Annotated in this window: 24 protein-coding genes; 19 read left to right on the forward strand and 5 right to left on the reverse strand. The window is 36.1% G+C overall.

All coding sequences use genetic code 11. From position 1 onward, the window contains the following. The first annotated feature begins 66 nt into the window (after positions 1-66). The 12 genes from KRODI_RS12765 (at position 67) to KRODI_RS12820 (ending at position 12,065) form a co-directional block, all read left to right on the forward strand. Positions 67-1,290 carry an HD domain-containing protein gene (locus KRODI_RS12765; protein ID WP_013752026.1) on the forward strand — a complete coding sequence of 408 codons (1,224 nt, stop codon included), beginning with the start codon at positions 67-69 and terminating at the stop codon, positions 1,288-1,290. 21 nt (positions 1,291-1,311) lie between these two features. Next, positions 1,312-2,337, forward strand: coding sequence for a UDP-3-O-(3-hydroxymyristoyl)glucosamine N-acyltransferase (lpxD, locus tag KRODI_RS12770; protein WP_013752027.1), 1,026 nt, complete (start codon positions 1,312-1,314; stop codon positions 2,335-2,337). After that, positions 2,330-3,736 (forward strand): bifunctional UDP-3-O-[3-hydroxymyristoyl] N-acetylglucosamine deacetylase/3-hydroxyacyl-ACP dehydratase, encoded by a 1,407-nt coding sequence (locus KRODI_RS12775; RefSeq protein WP_013752028.1) that lies wholly within the window; start codon positions 2,330-2,332, stop codon positions 3,734-3,736. Before lpxD ends, KRODI_RS12775 begins: the two co-directional genes overlap by 8 nt. 1 nt (position 3,737) lies before the next feature. Further along, positions 3,738-4,520: an acyl-ACP--UDP-N-acetylglucosamine O-acyltransferase gene (gene lpxA / locus KRODI_RS12780; RefSeq protein WP_013752029.1), complete on the forward strand. Its 783-nt coding sequence runs from the start codon at positions 3,738-3,740 to the stop codon at positions 4,518-4,520. Between the two features lie 180 nt (positions 4,521-4,700). After that, the gene (efp, locus tag KRODI_RS12785; RefSeq protein ID WP_013752030.1) at positions 4,701-5,267 is read left to right on the forward strand and encodes an elongation factor P; all 567 of its coding nucleotides are present in this window, start codon (positions 4,701-4,703) and stop codon (positions 5,265-5,267) included. A 67-nt stretch (positions 5,268-5,334) separates the two neighbouring features. Next, the gene (locus KRODI_RS12790) at positions 5,335-6,270 is read left to right on the forward strand and encodes a UDP-3-O-(3-hydroxymyristoyl)glucosamine N-acyltransferase (RefSeq protein ID WP_041295930.1); all 936 of its coding nucleotides are present in this window, start codon (positions 5,335-5,337) and stop codon (positions 6,268-6,270) included. Next, positions 6,270-6,671, forward strand: a complete 402-nt coding sequence (locus tag KRODI_RS12795; protein WP_013752032.1) for a nuclear transport factor 2 family protein — start codon at positions 6,270-6,272, stop codon at positions 6,669-6,671. The genes KRODI_RS12790 and KRODI_RS12795 overlap by 1 nt, the downstream gene beginning before the upstream one ends. 72 nt (positions 6,672-6,743) lie before the next feature. Beyond that, positions 6,744-7,619 carry a succinate--CoA ligase subunit alpha gene (gene sucD, locus KRODI_RS12800; RefSeq protein ID WP_013752033.1) on the forward strand — a complete coding sequence of 292 codons (876 nt, stop codon included), beginning with the start codon at positions 6,744-6,746 and terminating at the stop codon, positions 7,617-7,619. Between the two features lie 214 nt (positions 7,620-7,833). Then, positions 7,834-8,580 (forward strand): 3-oxoacyl-[acyl-carrier-protein] reductase, encoded by a 747-nt coding sequence (fabG, locus tag KRODI_RS12805; protein ID WP_013752034.1) that lies wholly within the window; start codon positions 7,834-7,836, stop codon positions 8,578-8,580. Between the two features lie 62 nt (positions 8,581-8,642). After that, positions 8,643-10,676: a hypothetical protein gene (locus tag KRODI_RS12810; protein ID WP_013752035.1), complete on the forward strand. Its 2,034-nt coding sequence runs from the start codon at positions 8,643-8,645 to the stop codon at positions 10,674-10,676. A 20-nt stretch (positions 10,677-10,696) separates the two neighbouring features. After that, on the forward strand, positions 10,697-11,512 hold the full coding sequence (locus KRODI_RS12815) for a prohibitin family protein (RefSeq protein WP_013752036.1): 816 nt from the start codon (positions 10,697-10,699) through the stop codon (positions 11,510-11,512). Positions 11,513-11,642: 130 nt separating this feature from the next. Then, positions 11,643-12,065 carry a PepSY-like domain-containing protein gene (locus tag KRODI_RS12820; RefSeq protein ID WP_013752037.1) on the forward strand — a complete coding sequence of 141 codons (423 nt, stop codon included), beginning with the start codon at positions 11,643-11,645 and terminating at the stop codon, positions 12,063-12,065. Between the two features lie 34 nt (positions 12,066-12,099). Here KRODI_RS12820 and KRODI_RS15155 read toward each other — a convergent pair whose 3' ends face one another. Together KRODI_RS15155 and KRODI_RS15160 are read right to left on the reverse strand one after the other, a co-directional pair. Then, positions 12,100-12,723 (reverse strand): hypothetical protein, encoded by a 624-nt coding sequence (locus KRODI_RS15155; RefSeq protein WP_013752038.1) that lies wholly within the window; start codon positions 12,721-12,723, stop codon positions 12,100-12,102. A 1-nt stretch (position 12,724) separates the two neighbouring features. Next, entirely contained in the window at positions 12,725-13,435 is a 711-nt protein-coding gene (locus tag KRODI_RS15160) for an OmpA family protein (protein ID WP_013752039.1), read from the reverse strand. Positions 13,436-13,716: 281 nt separating this feature from the next. Between KRODI_RS15160 and hisG the strand changes: the two genes are divergently transcribed. The 7 genes from hisG to KRODI_RS12865 are packed head-to-tail and all read left to right on the forward strand — an operon-like array spanning position 13,717 to position 19,942. Further along, on the forward strand, positions 13,717-14,577 hold the full coding sequence (hisG, locus tag KRODI_RS12835; RefSeq protein ID WP_013752040.1) for an ATP phosphoribosyltransferase: 861 nt from the start codon (positions 13,717-13,719) through the stop codon (positions 14,575-14,577). 12 nt (positions 14,578-14,589) lie between these two features. Beyond that, a complete protein-coding gene (gene hisD, locus KRODI_RS12840; RefSeq protein ID WP_013752041.1) occupies positions 14,590-15,873 on the forward strand; it encodes a histidinol dehydrogenase in 1,284 nt (427 codons plus the stop codon). A gap of 15 nt (positions 15,874-15,888) precedes the next feature. Next, complete coding sequence (gene hisC / locus KRODI_RS12845; RefSeq protein WP_013752042.1) at positions 15,889-16,938, forward strand: histidinol-phosphate transaminase; 1,050 nt, start codon at positions 15,889-15,891, stop codon at positions 16,936-16,938. Next, complete coding sequence (hisB, locus tag KRODI_RS12850; protein WP_013752043.1) at positions 16,938-18,074, forward strand: bifunctional histidinol-phosphatase/imidazoleglycerol-phosphate dehydratase HisB; 1,137 nt, start codon at positions 16,938-16,940, stop codon at positions 18,072-18,074. The genes hisC and hisB overlap by 1 nt, the downstream gene beginning before the upstream one ends. Next, positions 18,074-18,655, forward strand: a complete 582-nt coding sequence (gene hisH / locus KRODI_RS12855; protein WP_013752044.1) for an imidazole glycerol phosphate synthase subunit HisH — start codon at positions 18,074-18,076, stop codon at positions 18,653-18,655. Before hisB ends, hisH begins: the two co-directional genes overlap by 1 nt. Continuing rightward, positions 18,652-19,383: a 1-(5-phosphoribosyl)-5-[(5-phosphoribosylamino)methylideneamino]imidazole-4-carboxamide isomerase gene (gene hisA, locus KRODI_RS12860; protein ID WP_013752045.1), complete on the forward strand. Its 732-nt coding sequence runs from the start codon at positions 18,652-18,654 to the stop codon at positions 19,381-19,383. The genes hisH and hisA overlap by 4 nt, the downstream gene beginning before the upstream one ends. A gap of 1 nt (position 19,384) precedes the next feature. Then, complete coding sequence (locus KRODI_RS12865; protein ID WP_013752046.1) at positions 19,385-19,942, forward strand: DinB family protein; 558 nt, start codon at positions 19,385-19,387, stop codon at positions 19,940-19,942. Here the strand turns inward: KRODI_RS12865 and KRODI_RS12870 are convergent. From KRODI_RS12870 to KRODI_RS12880, 3 genes are read right to left on the reverse strand one after another with little or no spacing between them, the layout of a single operon-like run. Next, positions 19,934-20,770 (reverse strand): alpha/beta fold hydrolase, encoded by an 837-nt coding sequence (locus KRODI_RS12870; RefSeq protein WP_013752047.1) that lies wholly within the window; start codon positions 20,768-20,770, stop codon positions 19,934-19,936. The two genes, KRODI_RS12865 and KRODI_RS12870, sit on opposite strands and share 9 nt — an antisense overlap. Positions 20,771-20,778: 8 nt before the next feature. Continuing rightward, positions 20,779-21,141 (reverse strand): cupin domain-containing protein, encoded by a 363-nt coding sequence (locus tag KRODI_RS12875; RefSeq protein ID WP_013752048.1) that lies wholly within the window; start codon positions 21,139-21,141, stop codon positions 20,779-20,781. Then, a complete protein-coding gene (locus KRODI_RS12880; RefSeq protein ID WP_013752049.1) occupies positions 21,141-21,686 on the reverse strand; it encodes a hypothetical protein in 546 nt (181 codons plus the stop codon). The genes KRODI_RS12875 and KRODI_RS12880 overlap by 1 nt, the downstream gene beginning before the upstream one ends. Between the last annotated feature and the right edge of the window lie 72 nt (positions 21,687-21,758).

Raw genomic sequence — 21,758 nt, forward strand, 5'->3', positions numbered from 1 at the left:
ACCTTATATTTGTAAGTAATACGCTTTCGCGAAAGCATAAAAAATAGAAATCCAAAATTTTTAATATTGAGGTCTCCCAAAGTTACAATTATTAACGACCCTATTTATGGGTTTATTACTATACCTAATGGTATAGTCTTTGATTTGATACAGCACAAATACTTTCAAAGACTACGACGTATCACGCAGATGGGATTGTCATATCTTGTATATCCTGGTGCGCATCATACTCGTTTTCAGCACGCGATAGGATGTCTGGGCGTTATGCAGAAAGCCATCAAAGTCCTTGAAGACAAAGGTGTTGAGATATCACCTGAAGAAAAAGAAGGTGTGTTTATAGCAATCTTACTTCACGATATAGGTCATGGTCCTTTCTCTCATGCTATGGAACATAGTATTGTAGAGGGTGTAAGTCATGAGCACATTTCTAGCTTATTTATGGAGGGTCTCAATACGGAGTTTAACGGAAGTTTAACGCTGGCAATAGAGATTTTCAAGGGATCATATCATCGCTCTTTTTTAAATCAGCTGGTTTCTGGTCAGCTAGATATGGATCGTACCGACTATTTAAAACGTGATAGTTTTTATACGGGAATGGCCGAGGGTAACATTAATACGGAGCGTATAGTTGCTATGCTTAACGTGATGGATGACAAGCTTGTAGTAGAAGAAAAAGGAGTCTATACTGTAGAGAAGTTTCTTGTCGCTAGAAGGCTTATGTACTGGCAGGTGTACCTACATAAAACAGGTATTGTAGCAGAGCAATTAATAACGAGGGTACTCAAGCGTGCAAAAGAGCTCTCTCATAACGGAGTTGTGCTAACTTCGAGTAAAGCTTTACAGTATTTTTTACAACATAGAATAGATAGTGATACCATAAAAAATAGCCTTGATACGTTTGCTCAGCTAGACGATTATGATATTATTTCTGCTATGAAAGAATGGTGTTTTCATGAGGATTTTGTGCTTTCTGAGCTGTCTAAGGCGATTATAAATAGAGATCTTTTGAATGTAAAAATTAAAAAGAAACCATTTGCACCGTCTAAGCTTGAGCAACATAAGTCCTTATTAATGGAGAAGTTTAATATAACGGAACATGAGGCATCATACTTTGTGTTTACAGGTACTATATCAAACCAAGCATATAATTATGAGAAAGGTGGAATCAATATTCTTCTCAATAGTGGGAAGATTGTAGATGTGGTAAAAGCAAGTGATCAATTAAGTTTAAAGTCACTTACAAAAGAAGTAGTTAAAAACTATCTCTGTTACCCAAAACCTAAACGTTAATTTTTCCTATTTTTGTCATCCATGAAATTTACCGCAAATCAAATCGCAGGAATACTAGAAGGAACTATAGAAGGTAACCCCGATGTAGAAGTATCAAAGCTTGCAAAAATAGAAGAAGGGATCCCAGGGTCTCTAACCTTCTTAGCAAATCCTAAGTACACATCATTTATATATACTACAGAGGCAAGTATTGCCATTGTAGGTAATGACTTTGAACCAGAGCAACCCGTTAAGCCTACGCTTATACGAGTAGAGGATGCCTATAAGTCATTTTCAAAACTTCTAGAATATTATAATCAAGTAAAACTTAATAAGTCGGGAATAGAGCAGCCTTGCTTTATTTCTGAAACAGCTACTTATGGAGACGGACTGTATCTAGGAGCTTTTTCATACCTAGGAGAGAACGTAACTATAGGGAGTAATGTAAAAATTTATCCTAATGTTTATATAGGGGATAATGTTACTATAGGAGACAATTGTGTGCTCTTTGCAGGATCTAAAGTGTATTCTGACTGTGTTATAGGTAACACGGTCTACATACACAGTGGTGCTATTGTAGGTGCAGATGGTTTTGGCTTTACTCCAAATGAAAAAGGAGAGTATAGTAAAGTACCACAAACAGGAAATGTAATTATAGAAGATCACGTAGATATAGGAGCAGGAACTACGATAGATCGTGCAACATTAGGATCTACTGTGATTAGAACAGGTGTTAAACTTGATAACCAGATTCAGATTGCACATAATGTAGAGATAGGTTCTCATACAGCCATTGCTGCACAAACAGGTATTGCTGGTTCTACTAAAATAGGAAAGCACTGTCTTATAGGTGGTCAAGTGGGTATCTCTGGACACCTAACCATAGGTGATAATGTGCGTATACAAGCACAATCTGGAATAGGAAGAAATATAAAGGATAATGAAGTGCTGCAGGGATCTCCATCATTTAATTATGCTGATTGGAATCGTTCTTACGTACACTTTAAAAATTTACCAAAAATTGTACAAACGGTAAACGAATTAAAAAAACAACAAAATAATGAGTAACGCTAAAGCACAACAACGTACGATAGCTAAAGAAATAAGCTTACAAGGTGTAGGTTTGCACACAGGTGCAGATGTACTAATGACCTTTAAGCCAGCTCCAGAAAACCACGGCTATAAATTTAAACGCCTTGATCTTGAAGGAGAGCCAGTACTAAATGCAGATGCTTCTCTTGTAACCAATACACAACGAGGAACAAACCTTGAAAGAAACGGCGTTTCTATTCAAACTACAGAGCACGTACTTGCTGCTTGCGTAGGACTTGAAATAGATAACCTTCTTATTGAGCTTAATGCTTCTGAGCCTCCTATTATGGATGGCTCTTCGAAGTTTTTTGTAGAAGCACTTGAAGAAGCAGGGGTTCTAGAACAGGATGCTGTACGTGATGAATATGTGGTGAAAGAAATTATCACTTATCTAGACGAAGAGTCTGGGAGTGAGATTATTTTAATGCCGGCAGATGAGTATCAAGTTACTACTATGGTAGACTTTGGTACTAAAGTGCTAGGTACTCAGAATGCAAGCATACAACACATATCGCAATTTAAGGAGGAAATTTCAGATAGTAGAACATTTAGTTTTCTACATGAGATAGAGATGTTGCTTGAGCACGGTCTCATTAAAGGTGGAGATCTCAATAATGCGATTGTATATGTAGATAAAGAATTATCTGCTAGTACAATGGAAAAATTGAAGGTAGCCTTTAATAAGGATGATATCGCTGTAAAGCCTAACGGCATACTAGATAACCTTACTCTGCACCATGCTAATGAAGCAGCACGTCATAAACTACTTGACGTTATAGGAGACTTAGCACTAGTAGGTACAAGAATACGTGGTAAAATCATTGCAAATAAGCCTGGTCACTTTATAAACACACAGTTTGCAAAAAAACTTCAGAAAATTATTAAGAATGAACGCCGTAATTATGTTCCAGATGTAGATTTGCATGCGACCCCTGTAAAGGACGTAAATCAAATAATGGAGATGTTACCTCATAGACCTCCATTCTTGCTTGTAGATAAGATTTTAGAGCTCACAAAAGAGCATGTGATTGGAGTGAAAAATGTAACAATGAATGAACCATTCTTTGTGGGGCATTTTCCCGGATCTCCGGTAATGCCTGGCGTACTTCAAATAGAAGCAATGGCTCAAACGGGAGGTATTTTAGTTTTAAGTACCGTTCCAGATCCAGAAAACTATCTAACTTATTTACTTAAAATAGATAAAGTAAGATATAAGCATCAGGTGGTACCTGGTGATACTCTTATTTTCAAATTAGACCTAATGTCACCTATACGTAGAGGAATCTGCCAGATGCAAGCTCGCGCTTATGCAAATGGTAAACTTGTCTCAGAAGCCGAAATAATGGCGCAAATAGTAAAAGTAAAAAATCTCTAGTATGAATCAACCACTAGCATATGTACACCCAGGTGCAAAAATTGCAAAGAATGTTGTTATCGAGCCATTTACAACCATTCATAATAACGTTGTAATAGGCGAGGGTAGCTGGATAGGGTCTAATGTGACTATTATGGAAGGTGCTCGTATAGGAAAGAACGTAAGTATCTTTCCAGGCGCAGTAATCTCTGCAGTACCACAGGATAAAAAGTTTAATGACGAGGATACCGTTACTATTATAGGTGATAATACAACGATACGTGAGTGTGTGACCATTAACCGTGGCACCTCAGATCGTATGAAAACTCAGGTAGGAAACAATTGTTGGATTATGGCATACTGCCATATTGCTCATGATTGTATCGTAGGTGATAATTGTATTTTTTCTAATAACAGTACGCTTGCTGGGCACATTACTGTAGGTGACTACGTGGTACTAGCTGGTATGGCTGCTATACAGCAGTTTTGTACGATAGGAAGCCATGCTTTTGTAACTGGTGGGTCACTAGTACGTAAGGATGTACCGCCTTTTGTTAAGGCCGGTCGCGAGCCGTTGAGCTACGTAGGGATTAATTCTATAGGACTACGTCGTCGCGGATTTACAACAGAAAAAATACGTGAGATCCAGGATATATTCCGCATCTTGTATCAGAAGAATTATAACAACTCTCAAGCTGTTGCGATTATTGAAGCAGAGATGGAAGCTACTCAGGAACGTGATGAGATATTGCAATTTATACGTAATTCTCAACGCGGTATTATGAAAGGATACTTCAATTCATAAGTTTTCTTTTTACGCTTTCGCGAAAATTTGACAACATAACACTCATGCTTTTGCCTAACATAAGGTGAGCGGTGAAATTCATAAAACGGAGAGATTGATAATCTTTTCATATTTTCGCGAAAGCGAGATTAACTTTTAATTAAATAAGAATTCTGCATTTGCAGAAACTTGATACTATATATGGCAACAACATCAGACATACGCAACGGACTTTGTATACACTACAATCACGATATTTATAAAATCATCGAGTTTTTACACGTAAAGCCGGGTAAAGGCCCAGCATTTGTAAGAACAAAAATGAAAAGTGTTACCTCTGGAAAAGTATTAGATAATACATTTTCTGCAGGACATAAGATTGAAGAAGTACGTGTAGAAACACATAAGTTCCAGTTTTTATATAATGATGGAGAGGGGTATCACTTTATGAATACAGAAGACTACACGCAAATCGCTTTACAAGAGACTGCGTTAGATCGTTCTGATTTATTAAAGGAAGGAGAGGTTGTTACCGTACTTATAAATACGGAAGATAACGCACCACTTTCTGTAGACATGCCTGCTTCTGTAATACTTGAAGTGAGTCACACAGAGCCAGGAGTAAAAGGTAATACAGCAACTAACGCTACAAAGCCAGCAACTGTTGAGACAGGAGCAGAGGTAAACGTTCCTTTGTTTATTAATGAAGGAGATAAGATAAAAATAGAGACCGATAAAGGGACCTATAAAGAGCGCGTTAAGGAGTAAATAATCTTCCATTAACTTATTATATAAATCCCGTCAAATGACGGGATTTTCTTTTATATTCGTAATCGTGAAATTTAAAAAACAACATACGCTTCAAGATATTGCAAGTCTTCTTAATATCACTTTTGTGGGTGATCCTTCGTTTCCAGTTTTGGGTATGAATGAGATCCATGTAGTAACACCAGGAGATATTGTTTTTGTAGATCATCCTAAGTATTACGACAAGGCGCTACAAAGTGCCGCGACTATTGTGCTTATAAACAAAGAAGTAGCTTGCCCAGAGGGTAAAGCACTTTTAATATCTGATGATCCTTTTAGAGATTTTAATAAGCTTACAGATCACTTTAAACCTTTTAAAAGCGCTGCTGCTGCTATAGCAGAGACGGCAATTATAGGTCAAGGAACCGTTATACAGCCTAATGTCTTCATTGGGAATAATGTGGTTATAGGTGATCACTGTACCATACATCCTAATGTATGTCTCTATGACAATACGATTATAGGTGATAACGTTACTATACACGCAGGAAGCATACTAGGTGCAGACGCTTTTTATTACAAAAAACGTCCAGAAGGTTTTGATAAACTTAAATCTGGTGGTCGTGTTGTAATAGAAGATAATGTAGATATAGGAGCTGGGACGACTATAGACAAGGGTGTTACTGGTGATACTACTGTAAGAAAAGGAACTAAGATTGATAACCAGGTTCATGTAGGGCATGATACTGTTATAGGAGAACGTGTTTTAATCGCGGCTCAAACTACCATAGCTGGTTGTGTCGTTATAGAGGACGAGGTGACGTTATGGGGTCAGGTAGGAGTTACTAGTGGTATATCTATAGGGAAGAAGGCTATCATATCTGCACAAAGTGGTGTGAGTAAGTCCCTAGAAGGAGAAAAAAGTTATTTTGGGTCACCAGCAGGTGATTTCAGAACAAAATATAAAGAGCTTGCAGCGTTGAGACAAGTGCAAGAATTATTAGAAAAACTAAAGCAACAATAATGGCTAAGAGTAATAAGAAAATCGTAAAAGAGTTTTATAGCTCAGACTTTTTTAATGACACAACTGCTTTTGATGAGTATATTCATCCTGATATGCAGCTTTTTTGGAATGCAAAAACAGGCTACAACCATATGGAAATAGCAGGATTAAAAGAAATGGCAGCAGAGGCTGGTAAATCTTTTGATGCAGTACGTCCAGAGATTACACACCTTCTTTCTAAAGAGGATCAGGTAGTGATAAGGTTCACGTATTTTGTAACTACGATTGAGCAACCAGATACAGAGCAACCTATGGCACATTTTATGGCTATATGGGAAATGAAAGATGGTTTGATGTATAGAGGGTACCAAATGAGCCAACCAGCAGAAGAAGCAAAAGAGAGCATGAAATCTTGGAAGTAAATTTCATTGTTTTTACTTCATAATACTTAACCAAACTGTTACTTTTGCAATGCAAAATTTTAAAACAAACCGATGAGCGTTTTAGTTAATAAAGATTCGAAAATAATTGTTCAAGGATTCACAGGTAGCGAGGGAACTTTCCACGCGGGCCAGATGATTGATTATGGAACAAACGTAGTAGGTGGTGTAACTCCAGGAAAAGGAGGACAAACACATCTTGATAAGCCTGTTTTTAATACTGTTCAAGAAGCAGTAGAAAAAGTAGGAGCAGATACTACCATTATTTTTGTACCGCCAGCATTTGCTGCAGATGCAATTATGGAAGCTGCAGATGCAGGAATCAAAGTGATTATCACAATTACAGAAGGTATCCCTGTTGCAGATATGATCAAAGCATCAGACTATATCTCAACAAAAGAGTGTCGCCTTATAGGACCTAACTGTCCAGGAGTTATCACTCCAGGTGAGGCAAAAGTAGGTATCATGCCAGGTTTTGTATTTAAAAAGGGTACTGTAGGTATTGTTTCAAAATCTGGAACACTTACGTATGAAGCGGCAGATCAGGTTGTAAAACAAGGTCTTGGTATTACTACAGCAATCGGTATTGGAGGAGATCCTATTATAGGAACTACTACAAAAGAAGCAGTAGAATTACTTATTAATGATCCAGAAACTGAAGCTGTTGTAATGATAGGTGAGATAGGTGGTCAACTAGAAGGTGACGCTGCAAAGTGGTATAAAGAAAGCGGTAGTAAGAAACCAGTGATAGGTTTTATCGCAGGTGAGACTGCGCCAGCAGGACGTACTATGGGTCATGCAGGAGCAATTGTAGGTGGATCTGATGATACAGCACAAGCTAAAAAAGCAATCATGAGAGAATGTGGTATTCACGTTGTGGATAGCCCAGCAGAAATAGGTAAAAAAGTTGCCGAAGTTTTAGGTAAATAATTTTACGATATATTATAAAGAAACCTCCTTTTTTAGGGAGGTTTTTTTGTTTCTAGTCGGTATCGTAATTCTTATATTTGAGTAAGTAAATTTAGTGATGTATGCTTTCGCGAAAGCGTGACGATACAACCTACTATTTAAGTTAATTAGATCAATAAAAAATAACCTCAGATAGTAATCATACTGGTTAACTATCTATTCATAGCATTTATATATGAAATTATTAGAAGGAAAAACAGCTATCATCACTGGTGCTAGCCGTGGCATAGGAAAAGGAATCGCAGAAGTATTTGCTCAGCATGGAGCAAATGTTGCTTTTACATACAGCTCATCATCTGCTGCGGCAGATGAGCTAGAGAAAAGCCTAGAGAGTACAGGTGTAAAAATCAAAGGATATAAAAGTAATGCAGCAGATTTTGAGCAGGCTCAAGAGCTTGTAAAGAACGTGCTTGAAGATTTTGGAACTATTGATATTCTTGTAAATAATGCAGGTATTACAAAGGATAATCTCCTTATGCGTATGTCTGAAGAGGATTTTGATAACGTAATAGAGGTAAACCTTAAGTCTATCTTTAATATGACTAAAGCGGTGCAGCGCACGATGCTTAAAGCTCGCAAAGGAAGTATCATTAATATGAGCTCTGTAGTAGGAGTAAAAGGAAATGCTGGTCAAGCAAACTATGCTGCCTCAAAGGCTGGAATGATAGGTTTCTCTAAGTCTATGGCACTTGAGCTAGGTTCTCGTAACATACGTACAAACGTGATTGCTCCTGGATTTATCGAAACTGAGATGACAGGTAAGCTTGATGAAGCTACTGTAGATGGATGGAGACAGTCTATACCATTAAAACGCGGTGGAAGCCCAGAAGATATTGCAAACGCTTGCGTATTTCTTGCTAGTGATATGAGTGCATACATCACAGGTCAAGTTATTAATGTAGACGGAGGAATGCTTACGTAATTTACGAGTTACGTGCTTATTGCCCATTCTCAAAATATTTGAGATAAGAACAACCACGACATTTGCAAACAGAAACATTATTATTAATTATTGGAGCTGCTATTCTCGCCTTGGGAATAGCGGTTTTTCAGTATTTTTATAAGGCAAAATATAAGACCAGCCGCAATAAAGTTTATGCGCTTATTAGATTCTTAAGCGTTTTTGGATTGCTTATTCTTTTAATTAACCCTTCTTACAAACAAGTTACATACGTTATCGTAAAACCATCACTTGCCGTAGCTGTAGATAATACGGCAAGTATTAAACACTTGGAATATGATGATGAGAGTAGTGATTTAGTTTCACGCTTTCGCGAAAGCGAACCTTTAAACAATGCTTTTGACGTAGAGTTTTATAGTTTCGGTCAAGAATTTAAACGTTTAGACACCTTAGATTTTCAAGAAAAGCAGACTAACATTTCTAATGTTCTTCATAGTCTTGAAGACATTTATGCTACAGAAATAGCACCAGTTATCTTACTCACCGATGGAAACCAAACCTATGGTGAGGCTTATCAATACACCTCAAAAAACCTTAATCAGCAGATATATCCTGTAGTTCTAGGAGATACAATTACATACGATGATCTTAAATTAGGGCAGGTAAACGTAAATAGATATGCGTATATCAATAATAAGTTTCCGGTAGAGATTTTTGCCTCTTATAATGGCAACAATACAGTAAGCTCACAATTAACGGTTAGTTCAGGAGGGACAGTAGTACATTCTGAGCGAGTTACTTTTAGTCCAGACAAAGAATCACAGGTTTTCAATTTGCTATTACCTGCAACGAGCGTAGGAGTTAGGCAATATGCTATACAGCTTGCACCTAGTACGACAGAGAAAAACATAAAAAACAATAGTAAGAACTTTGCGATTGAAGTTATTGATCAAAAAACGAATGTTCTTATAGTAAGTAACATCATTCATCCAGATGTGGGCATGCTTAAAAAGAGTATAGAAAGTAATAGACTACGCACGGTTACTTTTTCAAATCCTCTAGAAAGTATAAGTAAGCTTAATGACTATGAGTTAGTAATATTGTACCAGCCAGATACACGTTTCAAGAATGTCTATGAGCAACTTACTTCGCTATCCAAAAATAGTATTATAGTCGCTGGCGCAAATACAGATTGGAATGCTGTAAATACCTTCCAGAATACCATTAATCAAGAAATCACTGGACAGCAAGAAGAAGTACAAGGCGAACTCAATGTGAATTTCTCTGCTTTTGTGATAGAAGATATAGGCTTTGCTGACTTTCCGCCGTTAAAAACAAGCTTTGGTGACGTTAATTTTAAGACAGAAGTAGATGTCGCACTGACCCAAACTATAGGATCTTTAAATACAGAAAATCCACTTATAGCTACTACAGATACAAATGGACAACGTGAAGTTTATATTCTAGGAGAAGGTTTGTGGCGATGGCGAGCACAGAGTTTTATTAATAATAATAGCTTTGAAGATTTTGATAATTTTATTGATAATCTCGTGCAATATGCAGCATCAAATAAGAAAAAGAGTCGTCTTAACATAGATTATGAGTCCTTTTATTACGGTAATGGTGATGTTACATTGTATGCGCAGTACTTTGATAAAAATTACACCTTTGATACACGAGCACGTTTATCCATACGTCTAGTCCATGAAGAGACAGGTAAAGTGACAGATATACCGTTATTGCTTAATAAGAATACATATCAGGTTGCGATGAATAATCTAGAGCCGGGTAATTACAAGTTTACCGTGTCGGTTATAGATCAAGGACTCGCTCGATCTGGTAGTTTTACAATAGTTCCTTTTGAGATAGAACAACAATTCTTAAATGCAAATGTAACAGAACTACGTACTCTAGCGTCTAATACCGCAGCAGCCCTTTATACGAGCGCAACAGGAGACCAACTTATTGAATATCTTTTGAAAGATACTCGATACAAACCTGTACAGAAAAGCACGGAAAAAATCGTACCTTTAATAGATTGGAAATGGTTATTATTTATAATAGCCTTACTACTTTCTATTGAGTGGTTTATGCGCAAGTATAATGGACTCACGTAAATAAAAATCAAAAAATTATTATGGAAAAATTACCAAAGATTGGCGTACCTATAGTTATAGGTATCATTATTTTATTAGTATTAGTTACAAAATCTGCTGTAACCATAGATTCTGGAGAGGCAGGAGTATTATTTAAAACGTTTGGAAATGGTGTGGTGACAGATGAGCCACCTATGAGTGAAGGGTTTCACTTAGTTGCACCATGGAATAAGGTATTCGTTTATGAAGTAAGACAACAAGAGCTTTTTGAAAAAATGAAAGTTTTATCGTCTAATGGATTAGAAATACAAATTGACGCCTCTGCTTGGTATGAGCCAGTGCGCAAAGATTTAGGAAATCTACACCAAACACTAGGTAAAGATTATTTACAACGAGTGATCCAGCCAGCTATACGATCTGCAGCACGTAGTGTAGTAGGTAGATATACACCTGAGCAATTGTACTCAAGTAAAAGAGATGCTATACAGGACGAAATATTTGTAGAGACTAAAGCTATTTTGTCTAAGCAATATGTGCAACTTAATGAGGTATTAGTAAGAGACGTGACGCTTCCTAATACTATAAAAGACGCAATTGAAAGAAAACTAAGACAAGAGCAAGAATCTCTAGAGTACGAGTTTAGACTTGTAACAGCATCTAAAGAAGCAGAAAAAGTACGTATTGAAGCTCAAGGTAAAGCAGATGCAAATAAGATTTTAAGTGCTTCTTTGACAGATAAAATTCTTCAAGACAAAGGAATAGATGCAACTATAGAGTTATCAAAGTCACCTAATTCTAAAGTTATCGTTGTTGGTTCTGGTGATTCTGGACTTCCACTAATTTTAGGAAATAATTAGAATACTTCATAAAACTATAAGAAAGCGTTAAGAAGACGCTTTCGCGAAAGCTTATATCTTTACAATCCGCGCGAATTCACGTGTGGATTGTAAAGATTCTTTTATGTACAATTATCAGAAAATACTTTTTTTGTTTGGATTCATACTTACTATAAGCTGTGGTCAAAATGTAGAAAGTCAAAATAGCGAAAAGGGATATGCACCAGAAGCAGTAAAGAAAACATTTCAAGCAAAATATCCAGGAGAGAATGACCCAGACTGGCATGTAGATTCAAATGGGAACTATGAGTCTAGGTTTAGAGTAGATGGAGTACGTCACAGAGCAGACTTTAGTCCTAACGGTTCATGGATTGAGACTGAGGTAAGCATAAAGAAAGATGATTTACCTAAAGCTGTTCAAAAAGCAATAGATAACAATTACTCAGACGAGGAAATAACAGAAATAGAACGCGTTCAAAGTGCTGAAAAAGGCTTGTTTTACGATGTAGAGTTTAAGAGAAAAGGAAAGAATATGGATGTTGAGTTTAATGAATCTGGAGTTAAGATTAATTAAGACTAGACATCAATAGTACTTATAAAAAAACCACCTAATAGGTGGTTTTTTTATGTTTCATCTTTTTTTTTGGATCTTGAGCATCTTCCAGTAATTGTTCTTTGAGCCTGATTGCTTTGGCTACCCATCGATCATTTTTAATTCTATCCGGAAAAAACTTAATAAGTTTCGTTATAATTTCAATATCTTCCTTCGTTAATCGGCTTATTTGATCAAAAGTGTAAATGCCTAACTCATTTAATTTTGCTTCAGTGTAAGGTCCTATACCTATAATTTGTTGAAGTTCATTTTTGTCAAAAACTGAAGCTGTGCCTATTCTGTCAAAATTAATTATGTCAGAATAATCTTTCTCTACTAATTTTTCAGAGATTACTTCTTGAGAAAAAGCTCGATTTCTCACCTTAAGATGGTCAAACTCGTCATCCATTCGATCTTTCCTAAAAACACCATCTCCCTTGCGATCTAATTCATCCTCAAGATTAATAATAGTTTTCTTTAAATTTTGTATCGTTTCACTTTGAGCTGCGAGACTCTTTTTTAGAATAATTTTATTATACAGATTAGAGCCTATATAACCAATTAAAAATGCAACAAGAGTCATTATAAATGTCTCTAAGTATGCGACTGGTATAGATATGGCCTCTTGTGATACAAACATATTAATCTACTATAATTTCTATTCTGTTGTTCTCTTGTCTGCCAGAGAGGCTCTTATTATTTGCTATTGGTTCTTCTTCCCCTCGGGAAGTTGCCGTTATCTTATGTCTTGGTATTCCTCTTCTCGCAGTAAGATACCATTTTACTTGTCTAGACATCTTAAGGCCTTGATCAAAATTATCTTTACTACTGCCTACATTATCGGTGTGGCCTAATATGGTAACTTTTTTTTCAGGATGTTTTTTTAATAATGCTTTAAGTTCTGTCGTATATTTTACTAACTCTTTATCTAATATTAGATCTGTATTGTTATAACGAGGATAAAATATACTACTTGAAAAAGAAGGCCCCATTAATGAATTAAGTTCCTTTTCAAATTCTAAAGCAGGCTCATCCTTTGTAATATCTATAGTATCACTAATTGCGATAGATTTTTGAATTTCTTCAGCAAGCATAGAAGAAGTCTCATGTTCAATTCCAAATAAATCTAAACTATCTGGAGCAAAACTAGTAGTTGTAAACTTTGTTTTAGAAACTTCTGAGGAAGATGATTGAGTATCTTTTGATTTAGGAATGTTTTTTTTTGAATTATTCTTTTCATAAAGAACTTGTTGTATATCACTGTCGTTATTAACCTCTCTTGTACTTATAAAATAAATACAACCAGAAGTCCATAGTAAAAAAACGAAGAATGCCCCAAAAAATCCCTTCATCGATTAAGCTAAGAGAGTATTACTATATATAAGCCTACTGTTTTCAAAGTTACAGAAAAGTTGTCAATGTTAAGAATTAATTAAATCAGGTTATCCACTTGTTTTTAACAAAGAACTTCTTAAATTTGTACAACAATGAATAATAACAATACACATCACCATCATACTTCAATCATCGCTCAAGCGAGGTAAAGAGTATGTATATATTTCATATTAAAAACCCGTTTGAATTACTCAAGCGGGTTTTTTCTTTTGAGTAATTTGGACATTAAAAAATTATCATGAGTCAAAAAATTAGAATTGCTATTCAAAAATCTGGACGCCTTAATGAGGAATCGTTACAACTACTTAAAAATTGTGGTGTATCTATTGATAATGGAAAAGACCAGCTCAAAGCAACGGCTAGAAACTTTCCGTTAGAAGTACTTTATTTACGTAATGGAGATATACCTCAATACTTAAGAGATGGTGTTGTAGATATCGCAATCTTAGGTGAAAACACTTTAATTGAAAAAGGTAAGGATTTACCAATTGTAGAGAGATTAGGTTTTTCAAAGTGTAAAGTTTCATTAGCTATTCCTAAGGGTCAGAAATATAATTCTGTTAAGGACTTTGAAGGTAAACGCATTGCCACATCTTATCCGAACACTGTAAAGGAGTATCTAGATAGTAAAGGTGTAAAAGCAGAATTACATATTATCAATGGCTCTGTAGAAATTGCCCCAAGTATAGGCCTAGCAGATGCTGTTTGTGATATTGTTTCTAGTGGTAGCACATTATTTAAGAATAACCTCAAAGAAGTGGAGCAAATGCTTACTTCAGAAGCTGTTCTGACAGTGTCGCCTAACATCTCAAAGGAGAGAGAGGCAATTCTTGAGACGCTTAAATTTCGTATAAGAGCTGTACTTACAGGTGAGCGTAGTAAGTATGTACTTATGAATGTACCTAATAATAAACTAGATGAAGTGATTGCAATGCTTCCTGGAATGAGAAGTCCTACTGTTTTACCTCTAGCAGAAAAAGATTGGAGTAGTGTACACTCTGTGATAGATAAAAATAGTTTCTGGGATGTTATAGATAATTTAAAATCTGCAGGAGCCGAAGGTATTTTAGTATGCCCTATTGAAAAAATGGTACTATAAATTTATTTTGCTATGAATAAGATCTATAATCCAGAAAGAAGTGAGTGGGAGAGTATCCTTAAAAGACCTACTCAAACAGTTGATGATATTGAAGCAACTGTAAATAATATATTTAAAGAAGTTAAATCAGACGGCGATGTAGCGGTTGCAAAATACACGGCTATTTTTGATAAGGTCACGTTAAACGCCATTGCTGTATCAGATCGTGAAATACAAGAAGCCGAAAATTCTTTACCTATAGAGTTAAAAGAAGCAATACAGCTAGCAAAAGGAAACATTGAAGGTTTCCATAAAGCACAAAAAACGTCTAGAGTGGCAGTTACTACAGTAGAGGGAGTAGATTGCTGGCAAGAAAAAAGACCTATTCAAAAAGTGGGACTTTATATCCCTGGAGGAACAGCGCCATTATTTTCGACAATATTGATGCTTGCGACACCAGCAAATATTGCTGGTTGTAAAGAAATTGTATTATGTACACCTCCAGATAAAAATGGAAATGTAAATCCTGCAATTTTATACACCGCAAAGCTGAGCGGAGTTACTAAAATTTTTAAAGTAGGAGGTATCCAGGCGATTGCCGCGATGACTTTTGGAACAGAGACTGTACCCCAAGTATATAAAATATTTGGTCCAGGAAATCAGTTTGTCACAGTTGCAAAACAAATAGCAACAAAGCATGGTGTAGCGATTGATATGCCTGCTGGACCTTCAGAGTTATTAGTGGTGGCAGATGATTCGGCAGATACGAGTTTTGTAGCATCAGACTTATTAAGCCAAGCAGAGCACGGTGTTGATAGCCAAGTTATTTTAGTAGCAACTTCTCGTAAACTCATAGATGATGTAGAAAGAGAAGTGGAAATGCAAATGAGTACGCTTTCGCGAAAGCATATTGCAGAAAAAGCCATCGAAAACAGTAAACTAATATATGTTGAAAACGATGAAACTGCTTTAGCACTAATTGATGAGTACGGCCCGGAGCATTTTATTGTATGCATGAAAAATGAAGACTTTTATGTGGATAATATCATGAATGCAGGATCTGTATTTATAGGTAATTATACGCCTGAGAGTGCTGGAGATTATGCATCTGGAACAAATCACACCCTACCTACTAATGGTTATGCAAAACAATACAGCGGTGTAAATCTTGATAGTTTTATGAAGTCTATGACCTTTCAAAAAATATCACCAAAAGGGATTCAAAATATAGGTCCAGCTATTGAGCTTATGGCTGCTGCAGAAGGACTTGATGCACATAAAAATGCAGTAACTCTCAGACTTAAAAAATTACAATAAGCTACACCTTTTAGTATGAATAAAACCTTTAGTATCTCTAGTCTCGTCCGTCCTAACGTGGCAAGCATGCAAGCTTATAGCTCTGCTAGAGATGAGTTTACAGATTTTGATGAGGAAATGATATTTCTTGATGCAAATGAAAATCCATTTGAAAATGGTGTAAATAGATATCCAGATCCGCAGCAACGCACTTTAAAGAGCCTTATAGCTGCACAGCGTAGTATTTCTGAGAGCCAACTGTTATTGGGTAACGGTAGTGATGAAGTGCTTGATTTAATATTTAGAGCATTTTGTATTCCTGGCAAGGATGAAATCATCACTGTACCACCTACATATGGAATGTACAAGGTACTTGCTGGGACTAATGATATTAAAAATACAGAAGTCTTACTTAATCAAGATTTCCAACTTGATACTGCGGGTATTTTGGCTGCCATAAATGAGCATACAAAGCTTATTTTTATTTGCTCGCCAAACAATCCAACGGGTAATGTTATTGATGCAGCTGCTATTATTGAGATTTTAGAAACTTTTAAAGTTCTAGTAATTCTTGATGAAGCATATATAGATTTTGCAACTACAGAAAGTTGGTCAAAACAATTATCTCAATATCCTAATTTAATAATCACGCAAACACTATCTAAGGCGTATGGCCTTGCAGGTATACGTTTAGGCTTATGCATTGCAAGTGATGAGATTATTACTGTTTTAAATAAAATTAAACCTCCCTATAACGTAAACGCTCTTACACAAGAAAGAGCTTATAATAGGTTGGTGCAAACGGAGACTATAAATACAGAAATAAATACGCTTTTAGAGAACAGAGCGGCTTTATCAAAGGTCTTACAAGAAGTATCATTTGTTAAAGAGATTTTCCCATCTGATGCAAACTTTATACTTGCGAGAGTAGATGATGCAAACCAGAGATATCAGCAACTTATAGCTCTTGGGATAGTTGTACGTAACAGAAGCACACAACCTTTGTGTGAGAATACACTACGTTTTACAGTAGGAACTATAGAAGAAAATACACAACTTATAAACGCATTAAATACATTAAAATAATGGCTAAAAAAGTCCTTTTTATCGACCGTGATGGTACAATGATTAAAGAAACGGTAGATGAACAAATCGATGCGTTTGAAAAAATGATATTCTATCCTAAGTGTTTTACTTGGTTAGGTAAGATTGCGCAGGAGCTCGATTATGAGCTTGTAATGATTACAAATCAAGATGGTTTAGGTACAGACTCTTTTCCAGAAGACACCTTCTGGCCAGTGCACAATTTTATAATGAAGTCTTTTGAAAACGAAGGTGTTGTTTTTGATAATGTATTTTTAGACCGCACATTTCCGCACGAAAATAAAGACACTAGAAAACCTGGAACTGGTTTACTAAAGCAATACTTTTCTGAGGAGTATGATCTTGAGAACTCTTTTGTAATAGGTGACCGCCTTACAGATATGCAACTTGCAACAAACTTAGGGGCAAAGGGTATATTTATTAATGATGATACTAATCTTGGTACGGGAGAAATCACTATCTCACAAGATGATTTAAATAAAGATATTGCCCTAGAGACTAACGATTGGCAGAAGATTTATGAGTTTCTTAAGTTAGAAAGACGTGTAGCTACGCTTTCGCGAAAAACGAATGAAACAGACATAAACATTACTCTGAACCTTGATGGTACTGGTAAATCAAATATAGATACTGGTCTTTCATTCTTTGACCATATGCTGGATCAGATTGCTCGTCACGGGCAAATGGATCTAGATATCCAAGTAAAAGGAGACCTTGAAGTAGATGAGCACCACACGATAGAAGATACGGCAATCGCCCTAGGAGAAGTGTTCGCCATCGCTTTAGGAAATAAATTAGGAATAGAACGTTACGGTTTTTGCTTGCCTATGGATGATTGTCTTGCGCAAGTTGCTATAGACTTTGGAGGAAGAAACTGGCTAGTTTGGGAAGCAGATTTTAATCGTGAGATGATAGGTAAAATGCCTACAGAAATGTTTTATCACTTCTTTAAATCGTTTACAGATGGTGCAAAGGCAAATCTTAATATCAAAGCCGAAGGAACAAACGAGCACCACAAAATAGAGGCCATCTTTAAAGCATTTGCAAAGGCTATTAAAGTAGCGGTAAAGAGAGACGCAGATAAGATGATTTTACCATCCACAAAAGGTATGCTGTAATGAAAATAGTAATAATTAATTATGGCGCTGGTAATATACAGAGCATAAAATTTGCGATAGAACGCTTAGGATTTAAAGCTACTTTGAGCAATGATGAAGAAGAAATTCGGTCGGCAGATAAGGTGATTTTCCCTGGAGTAGGTGAGGCGAGTAGTGCCATGTCAAAACTGAGAGAAACGGGTCTTGATAACGTAATTCCTACTTTAAAGCAGCCTGTTTTAGGAATTTGTCTTGGGATGCAACTTATGTGCAACCGTTCTGAGGAAGGTAATACAGAAGGTCTAGGAATCTTTGATGTAGATGTGATACGCTTTCGCGAAAGCGTAAAAGTCCCACAAATACAGTGGAACAAGATTACAGATCTTAAATCTCCATTATTTAAAGGAGTAGAGGATGGATCATTTATTTATATGGTGCATAGTTTTTACGCCCCAGTAACTACCGAAACCATAGCAACCACCTCTTATGGAATTCCTTACGGAAGTGCTTTTGCAAAGGATAACTTTTATGGAACACAGTTTCACCCAGAAAAATCTAGTAATGTGGGAGAACAAATACTTAAAAACTTTTTAGAATTATGAGGATTATACCTGCAATAGATATCATAGAGGGAGCTTGTGTACGCCTTTCTAAGGGTGATTATGCAACGAAGAAAGTGTATAATGAAAATCCGCTTGAGGTTGCAAAGCAATTTGAAGCACACGGGATTACACACTTGCACCTTGTAGATCTAGATGGTGCAAAAAGTAAGCATATTGTAAATCATAAAATTCTGGAACAAATTGCTTCTCAAACGAGTTTAAAAGTAGATTTTGGCGGAGGATTGAAAACAGATGAGGACTTAAGGATTGCTTTTGAAAGTGGTGCTTCTCAAATCACTGGTGGAAGTATTGCTGTAAAAAATCCAGAGACATTTCAGAGCTGGTTATCAAAATTTGGGAGTGATAAAATTATCTTGGGAGCAGATGCTCATAATAGAAAAATTGCAATCTCTGGATGGCTTGAAGAGTCTGATGATGATGTGGTAGAGTTTATAAACTCTTACAACAAGGAAGGGGTGTCTTATGCTATTTGTACAGATATAAGTAAAGACGGTATGCTTGAAGGTCCTAGTTTTGACTTATATGAGGAGATATTAAAAAGTACTCCAGATTTGAAATTAATTGCGTCAGGCGGAATTTCGACATTTGATGAGCTTCCTAAGCTTGCAGCGATGGGTTGCGAAGGGACGATTATAGGAAAAGCTATTTATGAGAATAGAATCTCATTAAAGCAGTTAGAGAATTATATTTTAGAAACAAAGGCGTAGTATGCAAAGTAGCTGGCACGAAGATTTTAAAGAAAATGCTATTTTTCGATTAGACGAAAATGTGCGTATGATTAGTATTGCTTTATCCAAAATCTCAGAAGACGAAATCTGGATAAAGCAAAATCAAGCGCTCAATACACTTGGTAACCAACTATTACATATCTGTGGCAATCTTACTCAGTATATAATATCTGGCCTTGGAGGTAAGCCAGATGAGCGTGATCGTGAGTTAGAATTTTCGACAGAAGACGGTTATACAAGAGATGAGCTTCTTCAAAAATTGTTGCTTACAGTACAGTCTGCAACTATTATAATAGAAGATGCATTGCCTGAAAATCTTTTGAATAAAAGACAAGTGCAAGGATTCAATTATTCTGGAATAGGACTTGTGCTTCACGCAGTAGAGCATTTTTCATTTCATACTGGTCAAGTTGCTTCACAAGTCAAATTAATTATAGATGAACCATTAGGTTTTTACGTGGGTTATGATTTAAATGTACACAATGAAGGTCCTAAAAGTTCTCAAGATGACATTGAAGATATAGAAGATTTAAGCTAAAAAATCTATAATATGCTTACGTACTTCTTCTTGATACAAGGAATGTCCATAGCCTTCGGTTTCAATATAGATGCTTCCTTTCCAATTTTTATGGATATTTTGTGAAGCAGAGACAGGCGTTATTTTATCATACTTATCATGAATAATCAACGCCGGTAGGGTAAGAGATTTTGCAAAAGTAGCTCCAGAAAATTCTTTAAAATTATAACCAAATAATTCCTTGACTAATTTTTCTAAGGCAGTCATAGTCCTATTATTCAAGCCAAGAATTGCCTTATAGCCCACCATAATTTCTGCAAGCTCTGAAGCAGATCCTAAGATCACTGCAGATGTCAAGCCTTGAGGCTTGTAAGTAAACTGATGAAACACCGTAGCAAGACCGCCTATCGAGTGCCCGATAATGTGATCAGGTTGATAAGTATTGATAGCAGTTTCTATTGCCTGAGCATATCTTGGAACGTTAAGTAATTTTCCAGTTGAGTATCCATGAGCAGGTGCATCTATTGCATAGATGTCGTAATTTTCTTTCTGTAGATCTTCTATAAGTCTATACCATCTGTAGGTGTTGCTCTCCCAGCCATGAATGAGAAGAACCTTTTTGCCAGTTCCTTCCCAATGATATGACTGAAGCTCACAAGATCCAGAATCTAATTTTTCAAATTTTGGTTGTTCTAAATATGGAATTTGCTCCCCATAAGGCCTGCCTTTACGTGGCGTACAAAAGATATTAAATGACTGCTGCGCTGCTGCTGCAGGATTTACAATACTAATGCTATTAATTTTTGCCCCTATAAGTTTAGGTATAAGGCGTTGTAGTGACTTTTTCAATAGTAATATTATTCTCTGTTAACGGAATCTGGCGAAAATGCAGGAGTACAAATAGACATATACTCACATTCCTCATTAAATGGATTGCTGTATTGCACTCTTGTGTTGCGATCTATTTTAATACTTTGCCCCGTTTCTAGTATTAATGTTTCGTCTTCTATGATAAATTGTTTTTTACCACGTATGATATAAGTATACTCATCAAACTCTGGAGTTTGAAATGGCTCACTCCATCCTGGCGGAGCAACCATATGAGCAATACTTACAGCAGTATTACCGTCTGTAGCACGACCCCAGTGTTCTTCTATTAATTTACCATCTGTAGTAGGAACTACAAAAGGACTTTTCTGAATCTTATATTTTTTACTCATTACCAGCTTATTTGAACATATTTTATAGGTGCATCATCTGGTATTTGAGAGAACTCTACTTTTGATTGTGTATCAAACATAAGCTCAGATGGAAGGTGCTTTTTATCAATTGTAAAGAAGATGTCATTATCCTCAATAAGAACAACTATAGTAGATATCAAGTTGTCTATGCGCTTGATTTTATAACCATCTTGAATATCTTTAAAAGTGCTTTTGGTAGTGATACCTTCGGTTGTTTTAAAGCGCTCATCATATACTCGAATATAGTTGATAGTCGCATCAGTTTCATTTGAACTTGGACCTAGTTCTAATAGCTTTTTACCTCCTTTTTCAAAAACGGTCACATATCCTTGTGGCGTTTTAAAGTCTGTGGCTCCTGTAGCATCTACAAGACTATCATTTGCAAAAGTTGTTTTGAGTTCGCTTACCTTAGTAGTCTTTGTAAGTGGCCCTACAGTTTCCTTTGAGATGCTAAAGTTGCCAGAATTACTACAGCTTGCGAGTATAAGTCCTAAAATTGATAATGTTATAATGTGTTTTTTCATAAAATATTGATGCACCTCATGTGTGATGGATGCTATTATTTGTAATAAAACTACCGTTAGGGGAGCTTTTAA

The sequence above is a fragment of the Dokdonia sp. 4H-3-7-5 genome (genome assembly GCF_000212355.1).
Classification (GTDB): domain Bacteria; phylum Bacteroidota; class Bacteroidia; order Flavobacteriales; family Flavobacteriaceae; genus Dokdonia.

Coding starts and splice junctions, on each gene's coding strand:
- lpxD (WP_013752027.1), top strand. CDS start 1,312: ATGAAATTTACCGCAAATCAAATCGCAGGAATACTAGAAGGAACTATA.
- KRODI_RS12775 (WP_013752028.1), top strand. CDS start 2,330: ATGAGTAACGCTAAAGCACAACAACGTACGATAGCTAAAGAAATAAGC.
- lpxA (WP_013752029.1), top strand. CDS start 3,738: ATGAATCAACCACTAGCATATGTACACCCAGGTGCAAAAATTGCAAAG.
- efp (WP_013752030.1), top strand. CDS start 4,701: ATGGCAACAACATCAGACATACGCAACGGACTTTGTATACACTACAAT.
- KRODI_RS12795 (WP_013752032.1), top strand. CDS start 6,270: ATGGCTAAGAGTAATAAGAAAATCGTAAAAGAGTTTTATAGCTCAGAC.
- sucD (WP_013752033.1), top strand. CDS start 6,744: ATGAGCGTTTTAGTTAATAAAGATTCGAAAATAATTGTTCAAGGATTC.
- fabG (WP_013752034.1), top strand. CDS start 7,834: ATGAAATTATTAGAAGGAAAAACAGCTATCATCACTGGTGCTAGCCGT.
- KRODI_RS12815 (WP_013752036.1), top strand. CDS start 10,697: ATGGAAAAATTACCAAAGATTGGCGTACCTATAGTTATAGGTATCATT.
- KRODI_RS15155 (WP_013752038.1), bottom strand. CDS start 12,723: ATGTTTGTATCACAAGAGGCCATATCTATACCAGTCGCATACTTAGAG.
- KRODI_RS15160 (WP_013752039.1), bottom strand. CDS start 13,435: ATGAAGGGATTTTTTGGGGCATTCTTCGTTTTTTTACTATGGACTTCT.
- hisG (WP_013752040.1), top strand. CDS start 13,717: ATGAGTCAAAAAATTAGAATTGCTATTCAAAAATCTGGACGCCTTAAT.
- hisD (WP_013752041.1), top strand. CDS start 14,590: ATGAATAAGATCTATAATCCAGAAAGAAGTGAGTGGGAGAGTATCCTT.
- hisC (WP_013752042.1), top strand. CDS start 15,889: ATGAATAAAACCTTTAGTATCTCTAGTCTCGTCCGTCCTAACGTGGCA.
- hisB (WP_013752043.1), top strand. CDS start 16,938: ATGGCTAAAAAAGTCCTTTTTATCGACCGTGATGGTACAATGATTAAA.
- hisH (WP_013752044.1), top strand. CDS start 18,074: ATGAAAATAGTAATAATTAATTATGGCGCTGGTAATATACAGAGCATA.
- hisA (WP_013752045.1), top strand. CDS start 18,652: ATGAGGATTATACCTGCAATAGATATCATAGAGGGAGCTTGTGTACGC.
- KRODI_RS12865 (WP_013752046.1), top strand. CDS start 19,385: ATGCAAAGTAGCTGGCACGAAGATTTTAAAGAAAATGCTATTTTTCGA.
- KRODI_RS12875 (WP_013752048.1), bottom strand. CDS start 21,141: ATGAGTAAAAAATATAAGATTCAGAAAAGTCCTTTTGTAGTTCCTACT.
- KRODI_RS12880 (WP_013752049.1), bottom strand. CDS start 21,686: ATGAAAAAACACATTATAACATTATCAATTTTAGGACTTATACTCGCA.